The following is a 19,095-nucleotide window of genomic DNA, read 5'->3' on the forward strand; positions in this document are numbered from 1 at the left end:
CTTCTACAGGGGGTAATTACATTTTCAAGGAATGGTCATGATCCCCAATGACGAACAACAGCAGATACGCGACGCGGCCCGGGACTTTGCCCAGGAACGGCTGAAACCGTTCGCGGCCGAGTGGGACCGTGAACACCGTTTCCCCAAGGAAGCCATCGCCGAGATGGGCCAGCTGGGCTTCTTCGGCATGCTGGTGCCGGAGCAGTGGGGCGGTTGCGATACCGGTTACCTGGCCTACGCCATGGCCCTGGAAGAAATCGCCGCAGGTGACGGTGCCTGCTCGACCATCATGAGCGTGCACAACTCGGTGGGTTGCGTGCCGATCCTCAACTACGGTAACGACGATCAGAAAGAGCGCTTTCTCAAACCGCTGGCCAGCGGCGCGATGCTCGGTGCTTTTGCCCTGACCGAACCCCAGGCCGGCTCCGACGCCAGCGGCCTGAAAACCCGTGCGCGCCTGGAAAGCGATCACTACGTTCTCAACGGCTGCAAGCAGTTCATCACCTCCGGGCAGAACGCCGCGGTGGTGATCGTGTTCGCCGTGACCGACCCGGCTGCTGGCAAGCGCGGCATCACGGCGTTCATCGTGCCCACCGATTCGCCAGGCTACAAAGTCGCCCGGGTCGAGGACAAGCTCGGCCAGCACGCCTCCGACACCTGCCAGATTCTCTTCGAAGACGTCAAAGTGCCCGTCGCCAACCGCTTGGGTGAAGAAGGCGAAGGCTACCGGATCGCCCTGGCCAACCTCGAAGGCGGGCGTGTTGGCATCGCCTCGCAATCAGTGGGCATGGCCCGCGCCGCGTTCGAAGCGGCCCGCGACTATGCCCGTGAGCGCGAGAGCTTCGGCAAGCCGATCATCGAGCACCAGGCCGTGGCCTTCCGCCTGGCGGACATGGCGACCCAGATCGCGGTGGCGCGGCAGATGGTGCATTACGCGGCGGCGCTGCGGGACAGCGGCAAGCCGGCGCTGGTGGAAGCGTCGATGGCCAAGCTGTTCGCCTCGGAAATGGCCGAGAAGGTATGCTCCTCGGCGCTGCAAACCCTTGGCGGTTACGGTTACTTGAACGACTTCCCGCTGGAGCGGATCTACCGCGACGTGCGGGTTTGCCAGATCTACGAAGGCACCAGCGATATTCAACGCATGGTCATTTCACGCAATCTTTGAAAAGGAAACCACTTGTGAGCTACGAAACGATTTTGCTGGAAACCCATGGCCGGGTCGGCCTGATTACCCTCAACCGCCCGCAGGCGCTGAACGCGTTGAACGCGCAGATCGTCAGCGAACTGAACCAGGCCCTCGACGGCTTCGAGGCCGACTCGAACATCGGCTGCATCGTCCTGACCGGATCGAAAAAGGCCTTTGCCGCCGGTGCCGACATCAAGGAAATGGCCGAGCTGACCTATCCGCAGATCTACATCGACGACCTGTTCAGCGACAGCGACCGCGTGGCCAACCGCCGCAAGCCGATCATCGCCGCGGTCAACGGTTTCGCCCTGGGCGGCGGCTGTGAGCTGGCGCTGATGTGCGATTTCATCCTGGCCGGCGATAACGCCAAATTCGGCCAGCCGGAAATCAACCTCGGCGTGTTGCCGGGCATGGGCGGTACCCAACGCCTGACCCGCGCCGTGGGCAAGGCCAAGGCCATGGAAATGTGCCTGAGCGGTCGCTTGATCGATGCCGTGGAAGCGGAGCGTTGCGGCATCGTGGCGCGCATCGTGCCAAGCGATGAATTGCTGGATGAAGCGCTGAAAGTCGCGGCGTTGATCGCCAGGAAATCGCTGCCGATTGCGATGATGGTCAAGGAAAGCGTCAACCGTGCCTTTGAAGTGAGCCTGTCCGAAGGCGTGCGCTTTGAGCGCCGGGTGTTCCATGCGGCGTTTGCGACGCAGGATCAGAAGGAAGGGATGGCGGCGTTCATTGCCAAGCGTGAGCCTGAGTTCCAAGGCAAGTAATGTAGCGTTTTCGCTGACGTCTTCGCGGGCGGCGATCCGACTTGCCCGCGAAGCTTTTAAGGCTTTACACCAGGTAGTTTTTGAGTTCCCGGGCAATCACCATCCGCTGAATCTCGCTCGACCCTTCATAGATCTGCGTAATTCGCGCATCCCGGTAATACTTCTCGACCGGGTAATCTTCCAGATAGCCATACCCGCCATGAATCTGAATCGCTGACGAGCAGACTTTCTCGGCCATTTCCGACGCAAACAGCTTTGCCTGCGAGGCCTCCGACAGACACGGCTTGCCGGCCGTGCGCAGGCGTGCCGCGTGCAGGATCATTAGCCGCGCGGCGTTCAGCTGCATGTGCATGTCGGCCAGCAGGTTGGCGATGCTCTGGTGTTCATTGATCGTTTTGCCGAACTGCACGCGCTCGCGCGAATAGGTCAGCGCCGCTTCGAATGCCGCGCGGGCAATGCCCAGTGCCTGGGCGGCGATGCCGATGCGGCCGCCTTCGAGGTTGGACAGGGCGATCGCCAGGCCCTTGCCGCGCTCACCCAACAGGTTGGCTTCTGGAATGCTGCAGTTGTTCAGGGTGACCGCGCAGGTGTCGGAAGCGCGGATGCCCATTTTGTGTTCGGTGCGGTCGACGATGAAGCCCGGGGTATCGGTGGGTACCAGGAACGCCGAAATGCCGCGCTTGCCCAGGTCCGGGTCGGTCACGGCAAACACGATGGCCAGCTTGGCCCGCTTGCCATTGCTGACAAACTGCTTGGCGCCGTTGATCACCCACTGGCCATCGCGCAATTCGGCGCGGGTGCGCAGGTTGTGCGCCTCGGAACCGGCTTGTGGTTCGGTCAGGCAGAAGCAACCAATCACCTGGCCGCTGGCCAGGTCCGCCAGCCAGGTCTGTTTCTGTTCTTCGCTGCCGTAGTTGAGCACTGGCCCGCAGCCCACCGAGTTGTGGATGCTCATGAACGCGCCGGTGGCGCCGTCGCCGGCGGAGATTTCTTCCACCGCCAGGGCATAGGCAACGTAATCGACATAGGTGCCGCCCCATTCTTCGGGCACCACCATGCCCAGCAGGCCCAGCTCACCCATCTTCGCCACCAGGGCGTCGTCGATCCAGCCGGCCTTTTCCCAGGCCTGGGCGTGGGGCGCGATTTCGCCACGGGCAAAGTCCCGGGCCATGTCGCGGATCATGACTTGTTCTTCAGTCAATTCGAGATCATGCATGGTTCAGCTCCCGCTCTCATCGAAACCGCTGAAGAAACTCGCTACGTGCTCGGCGTCCAGCGCCTGCAGGGTAGGCGGGTTCCAGCGCGGATTCTTGTCTTTCTCGATCAGCAAGGCGCGCACGCCTTCGATCAGGTCGCCGCGCTCGAACCACTGGCGGTCCAGGTGCAGCTCAAGGGCGAAGCACTGTTCAAGGCCCAGGTGCCGACCGCGGCGGAGCATTTCCAGGGTCACGCCCATGGCCAAAGGCGAGCGGGTCTGCAGCAGGTCGGCGGTGGTCGCGGCCCACTCATGGCTGTCGGCGACTGTTACTTCGCGCAGTTGCTCCACAATACTCGGCACATCGGGCAAGGCGAAGAAGTGGTCGATAGCCGGGCGCAAGGCGGCCAGCGGCGCATCGGGCAACTGTTGCACCCCGAGTTTCGCCAGCAGGCCCTGAAGGTCCTTCAGTGGCGTGTCATTCCACTGCAGTTGATCGAGTCGCTCATCCAGCGTGGTCAGTTTGCTGCTGTCCAGGTACCAATCGGCCAGACCGCAGTACAGCGCATCGGCCGCGCGGATCTGCACGCCGCTGACGCCCAGGTAAATCCCCAGCTCCCCGGGGATGCGCGGCAGGAAGTAGCTGCCGCCAACGTCCGGGAAATAACCGATGCCGACTTCAGGCATCGCCAACCGGCTTTTCTCGGTGACCACCCGCAGGTCGGCGCCTTGCACCAGGCCCATGCCGCCGCCCAGCACGAAGCCATCCATCAAGGCCAGCACCGGTTTGCGGTAATGGTGAATCGCGAGGTCGAGTGCGTATTCCTCGACGAAGAAATCTTCGTGCAGGGTGTCGCCGCTCTTGAAGCTGTCGTACAGCGAGCGAATGTCGCCACCGGCACAGAAGGCTTTTTCGCCGGCGCCGCGCAGCACCACGGCATGCACCTGGTCATCCTGCGCCCAGGCGTCGAGCTGACGCCGCAGGTCGCGGACCATTTCCAGGGTGATGGCGTTGAGGCCGGCGGGGCGGTTGAGGGTCAGGTGACCGATGTGGTTGCGAACCTCGGCCAGCACTTCGTTCTGCATGGCATCCATGGACGAAGTGCCCTTCGATAAAACCTGAGCAGTCATCACTAACTCCCTGCTTTTATTGTTCTTTATAGACAAGCTCGCGCGCGAGCGATGCCGGATCGTAACAGTGCAAATTTGCCTAGTACAACCGGGAAATGTGCAGGTGCTTTCTGCATTTTTGCAGAAGCCATTACAGGAAAACAGTCCGGTTCAAGCGCTACGGCTTAACACCTCCCCGATACTGCGCCGCCTGGCCTGCAATTCGGTGGCGTGGATCAGCTGTTCAAGGTCTTCAGGGGTAACGTCAATGAAGGCCTCCATCTGCGCCAGGGCCAGTTTCAGGTCCTGGGCGGTGATCGCCTGGCTGTCGACCGGAGGGTGGTCGGCGGGCACCACGGCCACCGGTTCGCTGGCGCGTTTCGGGTACCGGATGCGCGTCAGGTTGTTGTAGGCCAGGGCACTGAACAGCATGGTTGACGCGGCGAGCATCACCGGGCCCAGGGCTTTCCAGTCCATGGCAATGGTCGCGGGGTCGGCCAGGACCAACAGCAATGCCAGCGCCCCGGCTGGCGGGTGCAGGCAACGCAGCCAGCACATCACGATCAGCGCCATGCCCGCCGCCAGGCAAGCACTGCCCAGGGTCCGGCCGAGCACGTGGGCCACCAGCAGCGCTACCACCGCGGCGCTCAAGTAGCCGCCGAGTATCGACCAAGGTTGCGCGAGCGCGCCGGACGACACGGCAAACAGCAACACCGCCGAGGCACCCAGTGGACCAACCAGATGCTGCGCCACCTGCATGCCGAATACCTGAGCGCACAGCCAGACGCTGAACATCGTTCCCAAGGCCATGCCGATGGCGGCGCGACTCCATTCCGAAGGTCGGGTATTGATAGCAGCGGGCAACCAGCGAGCAAGCATGATGAACATCGTTCCAATAAAAAACCGAGTAAAAAAAAGGGCTTGCCTGGGAAACCCGGAAAGCCCTTGAAGGTGTTCCAACTGTTGGGGGAGGAACGATGACAGTGTGCCGTGCATTCTCGATGCTGACAAATTCATATTAATGAAGCTTTAGTTCATTATTTCTGATGTATCGTCACGCGCCGGCCACTCATGAAACACAGGAAACCGCCCATGGCCGTCAGCGCACTCAAGGCGTAGAACATGGTCGGTGCCGGGGTGTGCATCAACAGGAAACCGCAGATCACCGGGCTCAATGCGCCACCGAGGGCGGCCAGGTTCTGCGCGCCGTAGTAGCTGCCGCGCAGTTCTTCCGGGGCCAGGGTGTCGACGAAGAGGAATTCGGCCGGGTAGATGATCATTTCGCCAAGGGTGAAGATGAACATCGCCACGCACCAGCCCACCAGACTGTCGGCCAGGCTGAAACCGATCAGCCCGACAATGAACAGGCTGGTGCCGCCTGCGATCCAGTAACGCAGTTGCTCGCGGTTGAGGAAGCGACCGATCTGGTATTGCAGCAGGATCACACTGATCGCATTGCAGGCGAGCAGGGCCGCCATGGTTTCCAGGGCGCGCTTGGAATCTTCGGTGACCAGCAGGTATTGCGACAGGTACAGGGTGAAGCGTCCGTGCACCACGGTGCTGAGCAGGCAGCCGCAGGTGAACATGATCAACGTGCGGTCATTTTTCAGGGTGACCAGCGTCTTGAGGAAGCTCTGCGGTTGGCTGACTGTCGATGACTGTGCTGAGTCCCTGGGGATTCCCAGCATCAGGAAGATGCTGAAGAACGCGATGCCCCCGGCGATCAGGAACGGCGCGATCGGATAGACCCCGGCAATCACCACGCCGAGCATGGGGCCGGTGGCGTAGCCGATGTTGGTCAGGGTATAGCGCAGGGAAAACGCTTTGGCGCGTTGGCCCATGGGCAGGTTTTCGCTGAGGATCGCCTTGGAGCCGATCAGGAACAAGGCCGAGGCAGTCTCGGTGATGACCAGCGTCAGGGTGGTCAGGTAGAGGTTTTCGGCAAAGGTCAGCAGCACGAAGCCGATGGCGCTGGACAGCATCGCCAGGATCAGCAACCGGCGTTTTTCCAGGCGGTCGATGATGTAGCCGCCGTACAGGGCGAGCAGGGTGGCGATGAACACCGCGATGCCCAGCAGCAAGCCGACGTCCTGTTGGTTGAGGCCCAGTTTGTTGCTCAGGAACAGGGTGAGCAGCGGGCTGGTGATGGCGCGGCTGACGACGATGGTCAGCGACACGATCATCAGCCGGCGAATAACGAGCGAGTAAGTGGCCACGGGGGTGCAAATGTCCTTATTCAATGAGCTCTGACAGATCGTTCCCACGCTCTGCGTGGGAATGCCTCACCGGACGCTCTGCGTCCGCCTCTGGAACGCGGAGCGTTCCTGGCTGCGTTCCCACGCGGAGCATGGGAACGATCGAGGTTTCAATGGATGCCAATTCCTCCAGTCGCTGCATGCGCCCGCTCATGACAGGTAATCCCGATAATGCCGTTCAAACACGCACGCCGGATGATCCTCGGTCACGGGGGCTGCGGTTTGCGCCCACCACCTTGCGACTTCGGCGCCGGTGGCGATCCACACGTCATCGTGCTGCAAAAACCCTTCGAGCAATTCGCGCAACACCCCGATGCGCCCGGGCGTGGCAATGATTTCCGGGTGCAGGCGCAACACGTAGCACAAGCCAAAACGGTGGAAGCCGGCGAAGTCCATTTGCAGGTTGCCCAAGGTGTGGCTGTAGGAGGCGATCCGCGATTGCGCCGGCGGCACTGCCGGGCTGAGGTTGAAGGCGAAGTAGGGTTCGTCCTCCAGTTCGTAGTGCAACGGCAGCTCGATCAACTGGGCAGCTGTCGGGTGCGTGAACGGTAGGTCATCGCCGCGCCATGACGACGACCATTCAAAGCCCTGATCCTGCAGCGCCTCGATGAAGCCTGGGGCCGCGTTGCCGGCCGGAATGCGAAAACCGCTGGGGCGCTGGCCGGTCAGCGCGGTCAACGCGGCGCAACCCTTGGCCACCTCGGCGCTTTGTGCGCTGAGGTCGAGAGTGTCGTAGTTCTGGTGGCGATACCCGGCGCAGGCGATTTCATGCCCGCCGGCAGTGATTGCTCGAATGTGGCCGGGGTTTTCCTCGGCGACGATGCCGGGGACAAACCAGCTGCTGCAGACACCGAGCTCCTTGAACAGGCCGAGCAAACGCTCCACGCCGCGCTGGGTGCCGTAGCGCCAGACTGACAGGGTCTTGTCGCGTCCGGCCACGTCCGGGGCCTGGGTGAGAATGCCGTGGATGTCGTTGTAATCGACGGTCAGCACCACGGCGCAGCGATAGCCTTTGGGCCAGACGGTGGACTCAGCCATGGTGATGCTCCTTGAGCCACCAGCGGGCGACGTCACGGCAGGTGGCGAACCAGACGTCGTCGCGTTGGCGCATGTGTTCGAAGAGTTTTTCCAGCAACAGGATGCGCCCCGGTTTGCCGGTGATCTTGGGGTGGAACAGGGTGGTCAGGCACAACCCTTCGTTCATCGCACCGTCGTATTCGCGGCACCAGTTGTCCAGGGTCAGCGCGTAGCTGGCGGTGCGGTCCAGCCCGGACGGGAAGTCCGGAGCCCGGGTGTAGGCGATGGAGGCGTAGTCGTCCATTTCCCAGCGCCCGGGGATTTCCACCAGCGGCGTGGCGTGGCCCGGCACGTTGACCAGGTACGGCCGATCATCGCCGCGCATGCTGCTGGAGTAGGTCACGCCGGCTTCCACCAGCATGGCCGGGGTTTCGGCGCGCCAGTCGCCGGAGGGCGTGCGGAAGCCTTCGGCGCGGATGTGCAAGTGCTTCCAGAAGACCTCGCGGGAGCGTTTCATCACGTCCTTTTGCTGGTCCAGCGTCAGGGCGTAGAAGGATTCATGTTTGTAGCCGTGATAAGCCACCTCATGCCCGCGCTCGACAATTGCCTGGCACTGTTTTGGCCAGTTCTCCACGACCCAGGCCGGGACGAAGAACGTCGTCGGCAGGCGGAATTCGTCGAGCAAATCGAGAATCCGCGGCAATGCCCGGTAGGGGCCGTAGCCACCGAATCCGAAGTACTCAGGCTTGCGCCAGATCGAGCCGTTGAGCATGGCATCGCCGGTCGGGCCGTCGAGGTCGAAGGCCAGGGCCAGGCAGGCCTTGTGCTGGTCGGGCCAGGTGGGTTGGGGTGAGGAGGACATCGTTGCGCTCCGCTATCTATGGGTAAACGCACACCCTGTAGGAGCCGGCTTGCCAGCGAAGGCGGTGTGTCAGCAACATGGGGGTTGTCTGGCATTACGCCTTCGCTGGCAAGCCAGCTCCTACAGGGCAAGCATTACTTGCCGGCGTTGATGGTCACGGTCTTGATCGCGCCCAGTTCCAGGTCCCACTTCTTCAGGATCGCCTGGTAGCTGCCGTCATCGACCATGCTCTGCAGCGCTACCTTCACCGCTTCGCTGAGCTCAGGTTTTTTCTTGCTCACGCCAAGGCCGGTGAACTGCGAGGAGATCGGCAGGCCCACGGTCTTGTACATGTCCTTTTCCTGGGTCTTGAGGTACGGCAGGGTTTCGCTGCCCTGCATGGCCGCATCGATACGGCTCTGGCGCAGTTGCGCGCGGGCATCGGCCGAGCCTTCGGTGCCGATCACGTTGATCGCAGGCTTGCCCGCGGCTTCACAGTTGGCCTTGCTCCACTCGGCGATTTCCGCCGGGAAGGTGGTACGGCGGCTGGTGCCGACCTTCTTGCCGCACAGGTCGATGATCTCGTTGGTGGCCGCGTTTTTCTGCAGGGTGTAGAACTGCGGGCCGCTGGTGAAGTAGTCGACGAAGGTCACGCTGGCCTGGCGTTCCTTGGTATCGGTCATGCCCGACAGCACCATGTCCACGCGGTCGGTGGTCAGGGCGTTGATCATTTGCTCGAAGCCGGTTTCCTGCCATTTGATCTTCACCCCCAGGCGTTCGGCCAGGGCGTTGCCCAGGTCAACGTCCAGCCCGGTGAGGGTGTTGGTGGCCGGGTCCTTGAAGTCCATCGGCGGATAGTTGGGCATGATCGCGACGACGATCTCGCCTTTTTCCTTGATGCTGGCCGGCAACTCGGCGGCCATGGTGAAGCTGGATGCCATAACGCCTGCGAGTACTGCTGGAATAACGAAGTTCTTCATGGGTCGTTCTCTTATGTGTGTTGTAACGCCAGTTGGCGTTCAGGTTCGAACGGCAGAAATGAAGCTTTGGGTGCGTGGGTTTTGCGGACTTATTAGTATTTCTTCGGGGCTTCCTGCCTCCACGATCTGCCCGCCGTCCATGAACACCATGCGGTTGGACACTTCGCGAGCGAAGCCCAGTTCATGGGTGACGACGATCATGGTCATGCCGGTCTGCGCCAGATCGCGCATCACCGACAGCACCTCACCGACCAGTTCCGGGTCGAGTGCCGAAGTGGGTTCATCGAACAGCATCAGCTTGGGGCGCATGGCCAGGGCGCGGGCAATCGCCACCCGCTGTTGCTGGCCACCCGAGAGTTCGATCGGGTAGCTGTTGCGCTTGTCGGCAAGGCCGACCCGGGCCAACAATTCCACGGCTTCTTCATGCGCCTCCTTGGGCGAACGCTTGAGCACCTGGCAGGGCCCTTCGATGATGTTTTGCAGCACGGTCATGTGCGGGAACAGGTTGAAGCGCTGGAACACCATGCCGGTGGATAGGCGCTGGCGGGCGATCTGCGTTTCGTTGAGTTCGTGCAGCTTGTTGCCGACGATGCGGTAACCCACCAGTTCGCCGTCGACCCAGAGGCCGCCCTTGTCGATCTTTTCCAGCTGGTTCACGCAGCGCAGCAAGGTGCTCTTGCCCGAGCCCGACGGCCCGATGATGCACAGCACTTCGCCTTGCTCGACTTCGATATTGATGTCCTTGAGGGCGTGGAAATGGTCGTAGTACTTGTTCAGGCTCACGGCCTTGACGATGCTTCTCATGTCGGATTCCTCAAGAACGCTTGCCGGCACCGCGGGCGAAACGACGCTCCAGGCGGCTTTGACCAAAGGACAGGACGGTGACGGTGGCCAGGTACCAGATACCGGCGACGATCAGCAGCTCCATCACGCGAGCGTTGGCGTAGTAGATGTTCTGGGCGTTGTAGAGCAGTTCCGAGTACTGGATCACGCTCGCCAGCGAAGTCATTTTCACCATGCCGATGAACTCGTTGCCCACCGGCGGAATGATGATCCGCATGGCTTGGGGCAGGATGATCCGGCGCAAGGCCTGCAGGCGCGGCATGCCGATCGACTTGGCCGCTTCGTACTGTCCGGTATCCACCGAGAGCAGGCCGGCGCGCACCACTTCGGCGGTGTAGGCGCCCTGGTTGATGCTCAAGCCGAGCAGGGCGGCCACGAAGGGCGTCATCAGGCTCACGGTGTCCAGTTCGAACAGGCCGGGGATGCCGATGGTGGGGAAGATCAACGCCAGGTTGAACCACAACAGCAGTTGCAGGATCAGCGGCGTGCCGCGAAACAGCCAGGTGTAGGTCACCGCCACGTAGCGCAGGATCGGGTTGGCCGACATGCGCATGATCGCGGTGATCACCCCGAACACGATACCCAGCGCCATCGCCAGCACCGCCATGACGATGGTGTTGAGCAAGCCCCACATGATTGCCTGGGAGGTGAGGAACTGGCCGATGTACGACCATTCGATCTTGCCTTCGGCAAAAGCCCGCACCAGGCCGATGATGGCAATGACAATCACCGTGGCGAAGAAAATCCGTCCGTAGTAACGCCGCGGCACATGATCGTACTGGGTAATGTCGAACTGGTTTTCCGCCAGTTTGCGCTCCGCCTGGAGTCGTTCTGCTTGTGTCTGGCTCATGGTTGTTTCTCCGTACACGTTATTTCAGGTCAAACACCAATCCCTTGTAGGCGCTGGCTTGCCAGCGAAGACGGCGGCACAGTCAACATCGAAGTTGATTGAAAATCCGCTTTCGCTGGCAAGCCAGCTCCTACAGGTTTTGTGTTTTGGCTCAGAGGCGCAAGCCCTGATAGTCCTCGGTCCAGGCCTGCTGGGCGGCGAGGGCGGTTTTCAGGCGGGCGATCTGTTCGCGTACCTGTTGCGGCGCGGTGCCGCCCCAACCACTGCGTGCAGCAATGGCGGCTTCCAGGGTCAGACTGTCGCGCACCTGCGCCGTCAGGCGCGGGTCGATCTCGGCCAGCAACGCAGGCGACGCTTCCCACAGTTCGATGTCGTGTTTCTCGCAGGCCTGGACCAGCGCCCCGGTGATTTCGTGAGCTTCCTTGAACGGCACGCCGCGCACCGCCAGCCAGTCGGCGACTTCGGTGGCGAGGGTAAACCCCAGGGGCGCCTGGCGCCGCAATTCTTCGACGTTGACCTTCATGGTCGCCACCATCCCGGCCATGGCCGGCAGCACCAGCAGCAGGGTGTCGACGCTGTCGAGCACGCCGTGCTTGTCTTCGCTCAAGTCGCGGTTGTAGGACAGCGGCAGGGATTTGAGGGTGGACAGCAGACCGGTCAGGTTGCCGATCAGGCGGCCGGCCTTGCCCCGGGCCAGTTCGGCGATGTCCGGGTTTTTCTTCTGCGGCATGATCGAACTGCCGGTGGCGTAGGCGTCGTCCAGGGCGACCCAACGGAACTGGCGCGAGGACCACAGGCAGAACTCTTCGGCGAGCCGGGAAATGTTGACCCCAAGCATGCTGGCGATGAACAGGAACTCGGCGACGTGATCGCGGCTGGCGACGGCGTCGATGGAGTTTTCACACACCCCGCGGTAACCCATCTCCTGCGCCGACTGCTGTGGCAGGCGCGCAATGGCCGAGCCCGCCATCGCTGCCGCGCCCAGTGGCGACAGCGAGGTACGCACATCCCAGTCCACCAGGCGCTGGACGTCGCGCAGCATCGATTGGGCGTGGGCCAGCAAGTGATGGGCAAACACGATCGGCTGTGCTTGCTGCAAGTGGGTGAAACCGGGGCAGATGCTTTCGATGTGTTGCTCGGCCTGCTCCACCAGCGCCTGCTGCAAGGCCAGCACTTCAACAGCCAGGGTGCGCACATGGTCACGCAGGAACAGCCGCAGATCGTTGGCGGTCTGGTCGTTGCGCGAGCGTCCGGCGCGCAGCTTGCCACCCAGCGCGCCAAGACGCTCGGTCAGCAGGCGTTCGATGAAGGTGTGGACGTCTTCGTCGTCGAGGGTTGGGCGGATGCTGCCGGCGCGAAAATCAGCACCGATGCCTTCCAGGGCGTCGAGCATGGTCCGGGTTTCCTGTTCGCTCAGAAGCCCGGCGCGCTGCAGTTCCCGGGCATGGGCCTTGGAGCCGGCGAGGTCATACGGGGTCAGGCGAAAGTAGCGTTCCGGGCAACGGGACAGCGCGGCCAGGGCTTCGGACGGACCGCTTTTGAAGCGTGCTCCCCAGAGACGGTCGGTGGTTTGAGACATTGTTGTTTTCCTCGTCGATAAGCGGATTGAAATCGCAGTGCCGGATTGCCGCGAGTGCCGAAGAGCATTCGGGCGCATTCAGGCCAAATCAGTTTTCAAGGGCAGGGGAAAAAACGCGGTTGCCGGGTGGCCGAAGCTGATCGTAGTGTCAGCTTTTATTGTTTGGAGAACAGCCAGTTGGCACTGATGTTCGGGAATTTTTTGGCGGTTGCCAAGCCTGGTTTTCTGTGTTCATTATTATTAGGCCAGCTATGTTTTTGTTGTTGGACACAGGTTGTTGAATATGGCGCCAGAGGTAAATAAGCATTATGGAAACCCCACTTTCCAATTCCGGAAACCCGCCACCGAAAACGCTGCAACGGGCACCGCTGGCCCTCAGTGGGCTGGATTTCAAGCTGCTCAAGGTGTTCAAGGCGGTGGTCGAGGCCGGCGGTTTTAGTGCGGCGCAAAATGAGTTGAATGTGGGCTTGGCGGCGATCAGCAAACAAATCTCCGACCTGGAGATCCGTATCGGTATGCGCCTGTGCACCCGAGGTCGCGAGGGTTTCCACCTGACCGAAGAAGGGCGCTTGGTGTATCAGGCTTCGATTGATTTATTTGCCTCGGTCGACAACTTCCGCGATCGCCTTAGTTCAGCTCAAAACGAACTGGTCGGCGATCTTGGAGTGGGCATTATTGATAACACTATCTCCGACGACAATTCGCCTCTAGTTGCCGCGCTTAGAAGCATGAATGAGCACTCGCCGAAAGTTCGATTGCAACTTCAGGCGGCGCAGCTGGATGAAATTGAGCGGGGTGTCGTAGAGGGCCGGTTAGTTGCCGGGATTGTGCCGGTTTATCAAAAGCGCGAAGAATTTGATTACTTTGCGCTGTATGAGGAGCGCTCGCACGTTTATTGCGCTGTTGGCCACCCGTTATTCACTCTGGCAGACGCACAAACAGGCGCCGATGTGCTCAAGGACTACGCGTGCATCAACCACCGTTACGCGATCCATCGCGACAAACTCTACTTCACCCACTACGACAGCTTTTCCGCCTCGGCGACCCAGGTAGAAGCCGTGGCGCTGCTGATCAAGACCGGCCGCTTCGTGGGTTTCCTGCCGCAGCATTACGCGGCACCCATGGTCGATCGCGCAGAGTTTCGCGCGATACGCCCTGACCTGATCAGCATTGTCACACCGTTCAATCTGATCCTGCGTCACAACACGGTGCGCAGCCCGTTGGTCAAGGCGTTTGCCCAGGCGTTGGGCGTGGACTTGAAGAGTAACTAACGGGCAACGCTTATTGTTATGCGACCCCCTGTGCCGCCGGCCATTGCTGATAAGGAATCGGCAACTTGCGCGACTCGCCGCGGCCCATCGGGAAGTACAGGAAACCATTGCGCGCCAGGCGTTCGGCATCGTACAGGTTGCGGCCGTCGAAGATTACCGGTGCAGTAAGGCGCTGGCGGATCAGGTCGAAATCCGGGGCCTTGAACTGTTGCCATTCGGTGCAAATGATCAGCGCATCCGCACCGTTGAGTACCGATTCCGGCGTGCCCATGAGCATCAGCCGGGTTTCATCGGGGTACAGTTTCTGGGTCTCCTGCATGGCTTCCGGGTCGAACGCTCGCACGTTGGCACCGGCGGCCCATAGCGCTTCGAGCAGCACCCGGCTTGGCGCATCGCGCATGTCGTCGGTGTTGGGTTTGAACGCCAGCCCCCACAGGGCAAAGGTCTTGCCGCGCAAATCGCCCTGGTAGAAAGCCTTGATGCGTTCGTACAACTTGTGTTTCTGCCGCTGGTTGATGGCTTCCACCGCTTGCAGCAGGTCGCTGGTGCAATTGGCCTCTGCGGCGCTGTGGATCAGGGCGCGCATGTCCTTGGGGAAGCAGGAGCCGCCATAACCGCAGCCGGGGTAGATAAAGTGGTAGCCGATGCGCGAGTCGGCGCCGATGCCCAGGCGCACCGATTCGATGTCGGCACCCAGGTGTTCGGCCAGTTCGGCGATCTGGTTGATGAAGCTGATCTTGGTCGCCAGCATGCAGTTGGCGGCGTATTTGGTCAGCTCGGCGCTACGCAGGTCCATGAACATGATGCGTTCATGGTTGCGGTTGAACGGTGCGTACAGGTCACGCATCACCTCGCGCACGTCTTCACGTTCGCAGCCAATGACGATACGGTCCGGGCGCCGGCAATCGGCCACCGCCGAGCCTTCCTTGAGAAACTCGGGATTGGAGACGATATCGAACTGCAACAGCCGCCCGACCTTGATCAGGCACTTGTCGATATGCGCGCGCAGGGCATCGCCAGTCCCCACCGGCACCGTGGACTTCTCCACCAGGATCAGCGGTTGTTCGCGGTGCCGCGCCACCGCCTCGCCCACCGCCATCACCTGACTCAGGTCTGCCGAGCCATCGTCGCGCGATGGCGTACCGACCGCGATGAACAGCACCTGGCCATGTTGCACCGCGAGTTTCTCATCGCTGGTGAACTGCAAACGACGGGCGTCCAGGCCCTCGCGCACCAGGCTGGCCAGCCCGGGCTCGAAAATGCTCACGTGGCCTTGTCGCAGCGACTCGACCTTTTTCTCGTCGACGTCCATGCAGACCACGTCGTGGCCGACTTCAGCCAGAACGGCCGCTTGCACCAGGCCAACGTAGCCGCTACCCAACACACTGATTCTCATGGTTTGCTCCTGCCCCGATCGAGTCCGGTCAAGGTTTAGCAGCGCCATGTTTCAATTCGTCTATCGCTTCGTCGGCCAAATTGGTCGTTGCCGGCAGAGCATTTGACTTTCAAGGCCATGACCGGCAGCGTAGCGGCCATCGCTGTCTAACACCGTTTTCTGCTTCCTCTTTCTTCAAGGCCGTTTCGTTTGACTGACTTACCTGCTGCTGATCCAAAAGCCGCCAAACCCAATCCCCTGACCCTGTATCTGGCACGGCTGGCGCCCTCCAGCCAGCTGACCATGCGTTATGTCCTGCAGGACGCCGCCGACCGCCTGGGCTACGAAGAGGTGAATCTCGAGGAGATTGCCTGGCACGACCTGCAACCCGAAGACGTCATCGCCCTGGTCGCCACGTTGCGCACCGACGGTTATGCGCCCAACACGTCGTCGTTGTACGTCAATGCGGTGCGCGGCGTGATGAACGAAGCGTGGCGCATGAGCCTGATCAGCCAGGAACACTTGCTGAAAATGCGCTCGGTCAAGGGGATCGCCGGCACGCGCCTGTCCCAGGGGCGCAACCTGCGGCGCTCATTGATCCAGGAATTGATGGAAGTCTGCGCCGCCGATCCTCGGCCACAAGGCCTGCGGGACGCCGCCATCATCGCGATCCTGTACGGCTCGGGCATGCGCAAATCGGAGTCGGTGAACCTCGACCTCAACCAGGTCGACTTCAATGAGCGCAGCCTGCGCGTGACGGCCAAGGGTAACAAGCAGTTGATCAAGTACGCCCCGGCCTGGGCCTTCGCCAAACTCGATGCCTGGCTGGAACTGCGCCGCTCGATGCTCAAGGAAGGCGAAGAGGACGACCCGTTCCTGTTCAACCGTATCCGCCGTGGCAGTCACATCACCCGTGAGCGCATCACCAAGCACGCGATCTATTACATCGCCCGGCAGCGGGGCACGCAGGTGGGGGTGAAAATCATGCCCCATGATTTTCGCCGCTCGTTCATCACCCGGGTGATTGAAGAACACGACCTGTCCATCGCGCAAAAACTGGCGCATCACAGCAATATCCAGACCACGGCCAACTACGATGTGCGCGACGACAACGAGCGGCGCCGGGCGGTGGACCGCTTCGATCTTTGACCGCTTTGATCAAGGCTCGCTCAGCACATGCGCATGGCCGATGGTCGAGACCTGGACGGCGCTGCCGGCAGGCGGCGCATACATGCCGGAACTGCGTACCAGCAATGATCGGCCGATGGGCTGATCGGGGGCGCGAGGCTGCAACTCCACGGTCAGGGTGCAGGTGTTGCCGCTGAAATCCCGGTCGATCACCCTGGCCCGGCAGCCAGCGGCACCTGTGTCGTCGGGCAAAACGCTGGCCAGTTGCAACTGTTCGGGCCTCAGCATGATCTGCGCGCTGTGGTTGTTGCGGTGATTGTTGACCGGTATCCGGCCCAGGTCGCAGTGCGCCCAGCCAGCCTCGATCCGGGCCGGCATGACCACGGCGTCGCCGAGAAACAGCGCGGTCTGTTCGTCTTCGGGGTAGCGATAGAGGTCCAGCGGATGGCCTGACTGCACCAGCCGGCCATGGCGCATCACTGCCAGTTGATCGGCGAAGGACAAGGCTTCGCTCTGATCATGGGTGACCAGGATGGTGGTGACCCCCGCATCTTCCAGCAGGCGCGCGACCATCTTGCGCATGACGGCGCGCAAGCCTGTGTCGAGTGCCGAAAACGGCTCGTCCAGCAACATCAGGCGCGGCTGCTGCGCCAGCGCCCGTGCCAGTGCCACACGTTGCTGCTGGCCGCCGGACAGCTCGTGGGGCCAGCGCTCGGCCATGTTCGAATCGAGGGCCACGCTGTCCATCAACTGAGCGACTCGCTCATGCTTTTCGTTGCCCTTGATCGACAAGCCGAAGCCGATGTTGGCAGCCACCGTCATGTGCGGGAACAAGGCGCCGTCCTGCGGGACATAGCCAATCAGGCGTTGGTGCGCCGGTACTTCATGGGTGCTGTCGACCAGGGTTTGACCATTGAGCGACAAGCGCCCGGAGTCGGGGAACTCGAAGCCGGCAATCATGCGCAGCAAGGTGGTCTTGCCCGAGCCCGAGGGACCGACAATGACCGTGCGGCTGCCGCTGGGCACCGAGAGGCTTACATTATCCAGGGCTCTATGGGTGCCGTAGGATTTGTTCAGTGAATGCAGTTCTAGAGTGCTCATCGGCCAGCCGTTTTTTTCGATTGGTGATAAAGGAGCCCGGTCAGTGGCAGCGACAACAGGATCATCAGCAGGGCATAGGGCGCCGCCGCGACATAGTCGATTTCGCTGGTCATCGCCCAGAACCCGGTCGCCAGGGTCCGGGTGCCATTGGGCGCGAGCAACAGGGTGGCCGTCAGTTCGTTGGTGATCGCCAGGAACACCAACGCAGCGCCAGCCGCAGCCCCCGGAGCGGCCAGGCGCAGGGTGATCAGCCACAACGCGCGGGCTGGGGAGCGACCCAGGCTGCGGGCCACGTTTTCCAGTTCCACGGGGGCCTGGGCGATGCCGGCGCGCAAGCTCACCAGGGCCCGGGGCAAGAACATCAGCAGATAAGCCAGGAGCACGGTGATGGTGGTCTGGTAGATCGGCCGGGCAAAGTGAATGGTCACGGTTACCAGTGCCAACGCCACGACGATGCCCGGCAAGGAGCTGGTGATGTAGTTGCAGCTTTCCAGTACCCGTTGCAAGCGACCAGGATAACGGATCGACAGCCAGGCAATCGGAATGGCGGCGCAGGTGGTCAGGGCGGCGCCCGCGACGCCCAGCAGCAGGGTCTGTTGCAGCGCCGGCAGCAGTTCGTCCAGGTCCCAGGCTTGCACACCGCCGGCGATCAACCACCGGCCCAGGGTGATCAAGGGCACACCCAGCGCCAGGACGCAGGTGGCGGCCTGCAAAACCAGTGCAAGCACCCTGGCGGGGGATTTCAGGCACACCACCCGTTGCTCACGGGCGCTACCGGAGCCCACGCGGGCATAGCGCGCATGGCCCCGTGCGGTGGATTCCACAGTCAGCATCACCAGGCAACACAGGGCAAGCACACTGGCCAGCATGTGGGCGGCAGGCCCGTTGAAGGTGGACTTGAACTGATCGAAGATCGCGGTGGTGAAGGTGTCGAAGCGGATCATCGCGTACAGGCCGTACTCGGCCAGCAAATGCAGGCCGACCAGCAACGCGCCACCGCAAATGGCCAGGCGCAACTGCGGCAGCACCACGCGAAAAAACACCGCCCAGGGCTTCAGTCCAAGCGACTCGGCGACATCCTCGATGGCCGGGTCGAGGCGACGCAGCGTCGCGGCAATCGGCAGGTACAGAAACGGGAAGTAGGCAATGACCGACACCAGCACCCCGGCGAACAAGCCGTGGATCGGCGGCACCAGGCTGACCCAGGCATAGCTGTGGACAAAGGCTGGCACTGCCAGGGGCGCCGTCGCCAGTAACGACCACCAACGCCGCCCCGGCAAATCCGTGCGCTCGGTCAGCCAGGCCAGCGTCACGCCCAGCGCCACGCAAAGGGGAATCGTCAGCACCACCAGCAACACGGTGTTGGTCAACAACTCGCCCACCCGTGGCCGGAACACCAGTGTCACCACCGTGGACCAGCCCGTCTGCAAGGACACGCCGATGACGTAGGCAATCGGCAGCAGCGCCAGCACCGACACCAGCACCGACAAACCGATCACCCATGCGCCACCGCGGCTCGCGAACGCGCCGCGTGACCGTTTACGCAAATTTTCGGGTAACGCCTGGGCGGTACCCACCGGCAGGATTTCAGGCATCA

General features: G+C 61.9%; 17 protein-coding genes. 4 read left to right on the forward strand and 13 right to left on the reverse strand.

Features of this window, described 5'->3' with window-relative positions; all coding sequences use genetic code 11:
• Positions 1–37 precede the first annotated feature (37 nt).
• Both ACIO0C_RS10520 and ACIO0C_RS10525 read left to right on the forward strand, forming a co-directional pair.
• Complete coding sequence (locus ACIO0C_RS10520) at positions 38–1,165, forward strand: acyl-CoA dehydrogenase (RefSeq protein WP_401311254.1); 1,128 nt, start codon at positions 38–40, stop codon at positions 1,163–1,165.
• Between the two features lie 14 nt (positions 1,166–1,179).
• Positions 1,180–1,953: an enoyl-CoA hydratase gene (locus ACIO0C_RS10525; RefSeq protein ID WP_401311257.1), complete on the forward strand. Its 774-nt coding sequence runs from the start codon at positions 1,180–1,182 to the stop codon at positions 1,951–1,953.
• Between the two features lie 64 nt (positions 1,954–2,017).
• Here the strand turns inward: ACIO0C_RS10525 and ACIO0C_RS10530 are convergent, their stop codons facing one another.
• From ACIO0C_RS10530 to argH, 10 genes are all read right to left on the reverse strand, one after another.
• Positions 2,018–3,169: an acyl-CoA dehydrogenase family protein gene (locus ACIO0C_RS10530; RefSeq protein ID WP_272602165.1), complete on the reverse strand. Its 1,152-nt coding sequence runs from the start codon at positions 3,167–3,169 to the stop codon at positions 2,018–2,020.
• Positions 3,170–3,172: 3 nt separating this feature from the next.
• Complete coding sequence (locus ACIO0C_RS10535; protein ID WP_401311260.1) at positions 3,173–4,279, reverse strand: enoyl-CoA hydratase/isomerase family protein; 1,107 nt, start codon at positions 4,277–4,279, stop codon at positions 3,173–3,175.
• A gap of 150 nt (positions 4,280–4,429) precedes the next feature.
• The gene (locus ACIO0C_RS10540) at positions 4,430–5,137 is read right to left on the reverse strand and encodes an HPP family protein (RefSeq protein WP_401311263.1); all 708 of its coding nucleotides are present in this window, start codon (positions 5,135–5,137) and stop codon (positions 4,430–4,432) included.
• A gap of 158 nt (positions 5,138–5,295) precedes the next feature.
• Positions 5,296–6,474 (reverse strand): MFS transporter, encoded by a 1,179-nt coding sequence (locus ACIO0C_RS10545; protein ID WP_401311266.1) that lies wholly within the window; start codon positions 6,472–6,474, stop codon positions 5,296–5,298.
• A gap of 189 nt (positions 6,475–6,663) precedes the next feature.
• Positions 6,664–7,551, reverse strand: coding sequence for a polysaccharide deacetylase (locus ACIO0C_RS10550; protein ID WP_401311268.1), 888 nt, complete (start codon positions 7,549–7,551; stop codon positions 6,664–6,666).
• Entirely contained in the window at positions 7,544–8,392 is an 849-nt protein-coding gene (locus ACIO0C_RS10555) for a polysaccharide deacetylase (RefSeq protein ID WP_401311271.1), read from the reverse strand. Before ACIO0C_RS10555 ends, ACIO0C_RS10550 begins: the two co-directional genes overlap by 8 nt.
• Before the next feature lie 134 nt (positions 8,393–8,526).
• Positions 8,527–9,351, reverse strand: coding sequence for an ABC transporter substrate-binding protein (locus ACIO0C_RS10560; RefSeq protein WP_401311274.1), 825 nt, complete (start codon positions 9,349–9,351; stop codon positions 8,527–8,529).
• Between the two features lie 39 nt (positions 9,352–9,390).
• Complete coding sequence (locus ACIO0C_RS10565) at positions 9,391–10,155, reverse strand: amino acid ABC transporter ATP-binding protein (RefSeq protein ID WP_095194808.1); 765 nt, start codon at positions 10,153–10,155, stop codon at positions 9,391–9,393.
• A 10-nt stretch (positions 10,156–10,165) separates the two neighbouring features.
• Entirely contained in the window at positions 10,166–11,044 is an 879-nt protein-coding gene (locus ACIO0C_RS10570; RefSeq protein WP_180206290.1) for an amino acid ABC transporter permease, read from the reverse strand.
• 151 nt (positions 11,045–11,195) lie between these two features.
• On the reverse strand, positions 11,196–12,623 hold the full coding sequence (gene argH, locus ACIO0C_RS10575; protein WP_401311278.1) for an argininosuccinate lyase: 1,428 nt from the start codon (positions 12,621–12,623) through the stop codon (positions 11,196–11,198).
• A gap of 308 nt (positions 12,624–12,931) precedes the next feature.
• Between argH and ACIO0C_RS10580 the strand changes: the two genes are divergently transcribed.
• Positions 12,932–13,894, forward strand: a complete 963-nt coding sequence (locus ACIO0C_RS10580; RefSeq protein WP_401311281.1) for a LysR family transcriptional regulator — start codon at positions 12,932–12,934, stop codon at positions 13,892–13,894.
• 16 nt (positions 13,895–13,910) lie between these two features.
• Here ACIO0C_RS10580 and ACIO0C_RS10585 read toward each other — a convergent pair whose 3' ends face one another.
• Entirely contained in the window at positions 13,911–15,290 is a 1,380-nt protein-coding gene (locus ACIO0C_RS10585; RefSeq protein ID WP_401311284.1) for a UDP-glucose dehydrogenase family protein, read from the reverse strand.
• Positions 15,291–15,479: 189 nt separating this feature from the next.
• Here ACIO0C_RS10585 and xerC point away from each other — a divergent pair, with 189 nt between their 5' ends.
• Entirely contained in the window at positions 15,480–16,418 is a 939-nt protein-coding gene (gene xerC / locus ACIO0C_RS10590; RefSeq protein ID WP_008062697.1) for a tyrosine recombinase XerC, read from the forward strand.
• Positions 16,419–16,427: 9 nt separating this feature from the next.
• On the opposite strand, the gene ACIO0C_RS10595 is transcribed toward xerC, so the two are convergent.
• On the reverse strand, positions 16,428–17,498 hold the full coding sequence (locus tag ACIO0C_RS10595) for an ABC transporter ATP-binding protein (protein ID WP_401311286.1): 1,071 nt from the start codon (positions 17,496–17,498) through the stop codon (positions 16,428–16,430).
• Positions 17,495–19,093 (reverse strand): ABC transporter permease, encoded by a 1,599-nt coding sequence (locus ACIO0C_RS10600; RefSeq protein ID WP_401311289.1) that lies wholly within the window; start codon positions 19,091–19,093, stop codon positions 17,495–17,497. The genes ACIO0C_RS10595 and ACIO0C_RS10600 overlap by 4 nt, the downstream gene beginning before the upstream one ends.
• Positions 19,094–19,095: the final 2 nt, after the last annotated feature.

It is taken from the genome of Pseudomonas sp. NPDC087336 (assembly GCF_044744285.1).
Classification (GTDB): Bacteria; Pseudomonadota; Gammaproteobacteria; order Pseudomonadales; family Pseudomonadaceae; genus Aquipseudomonas.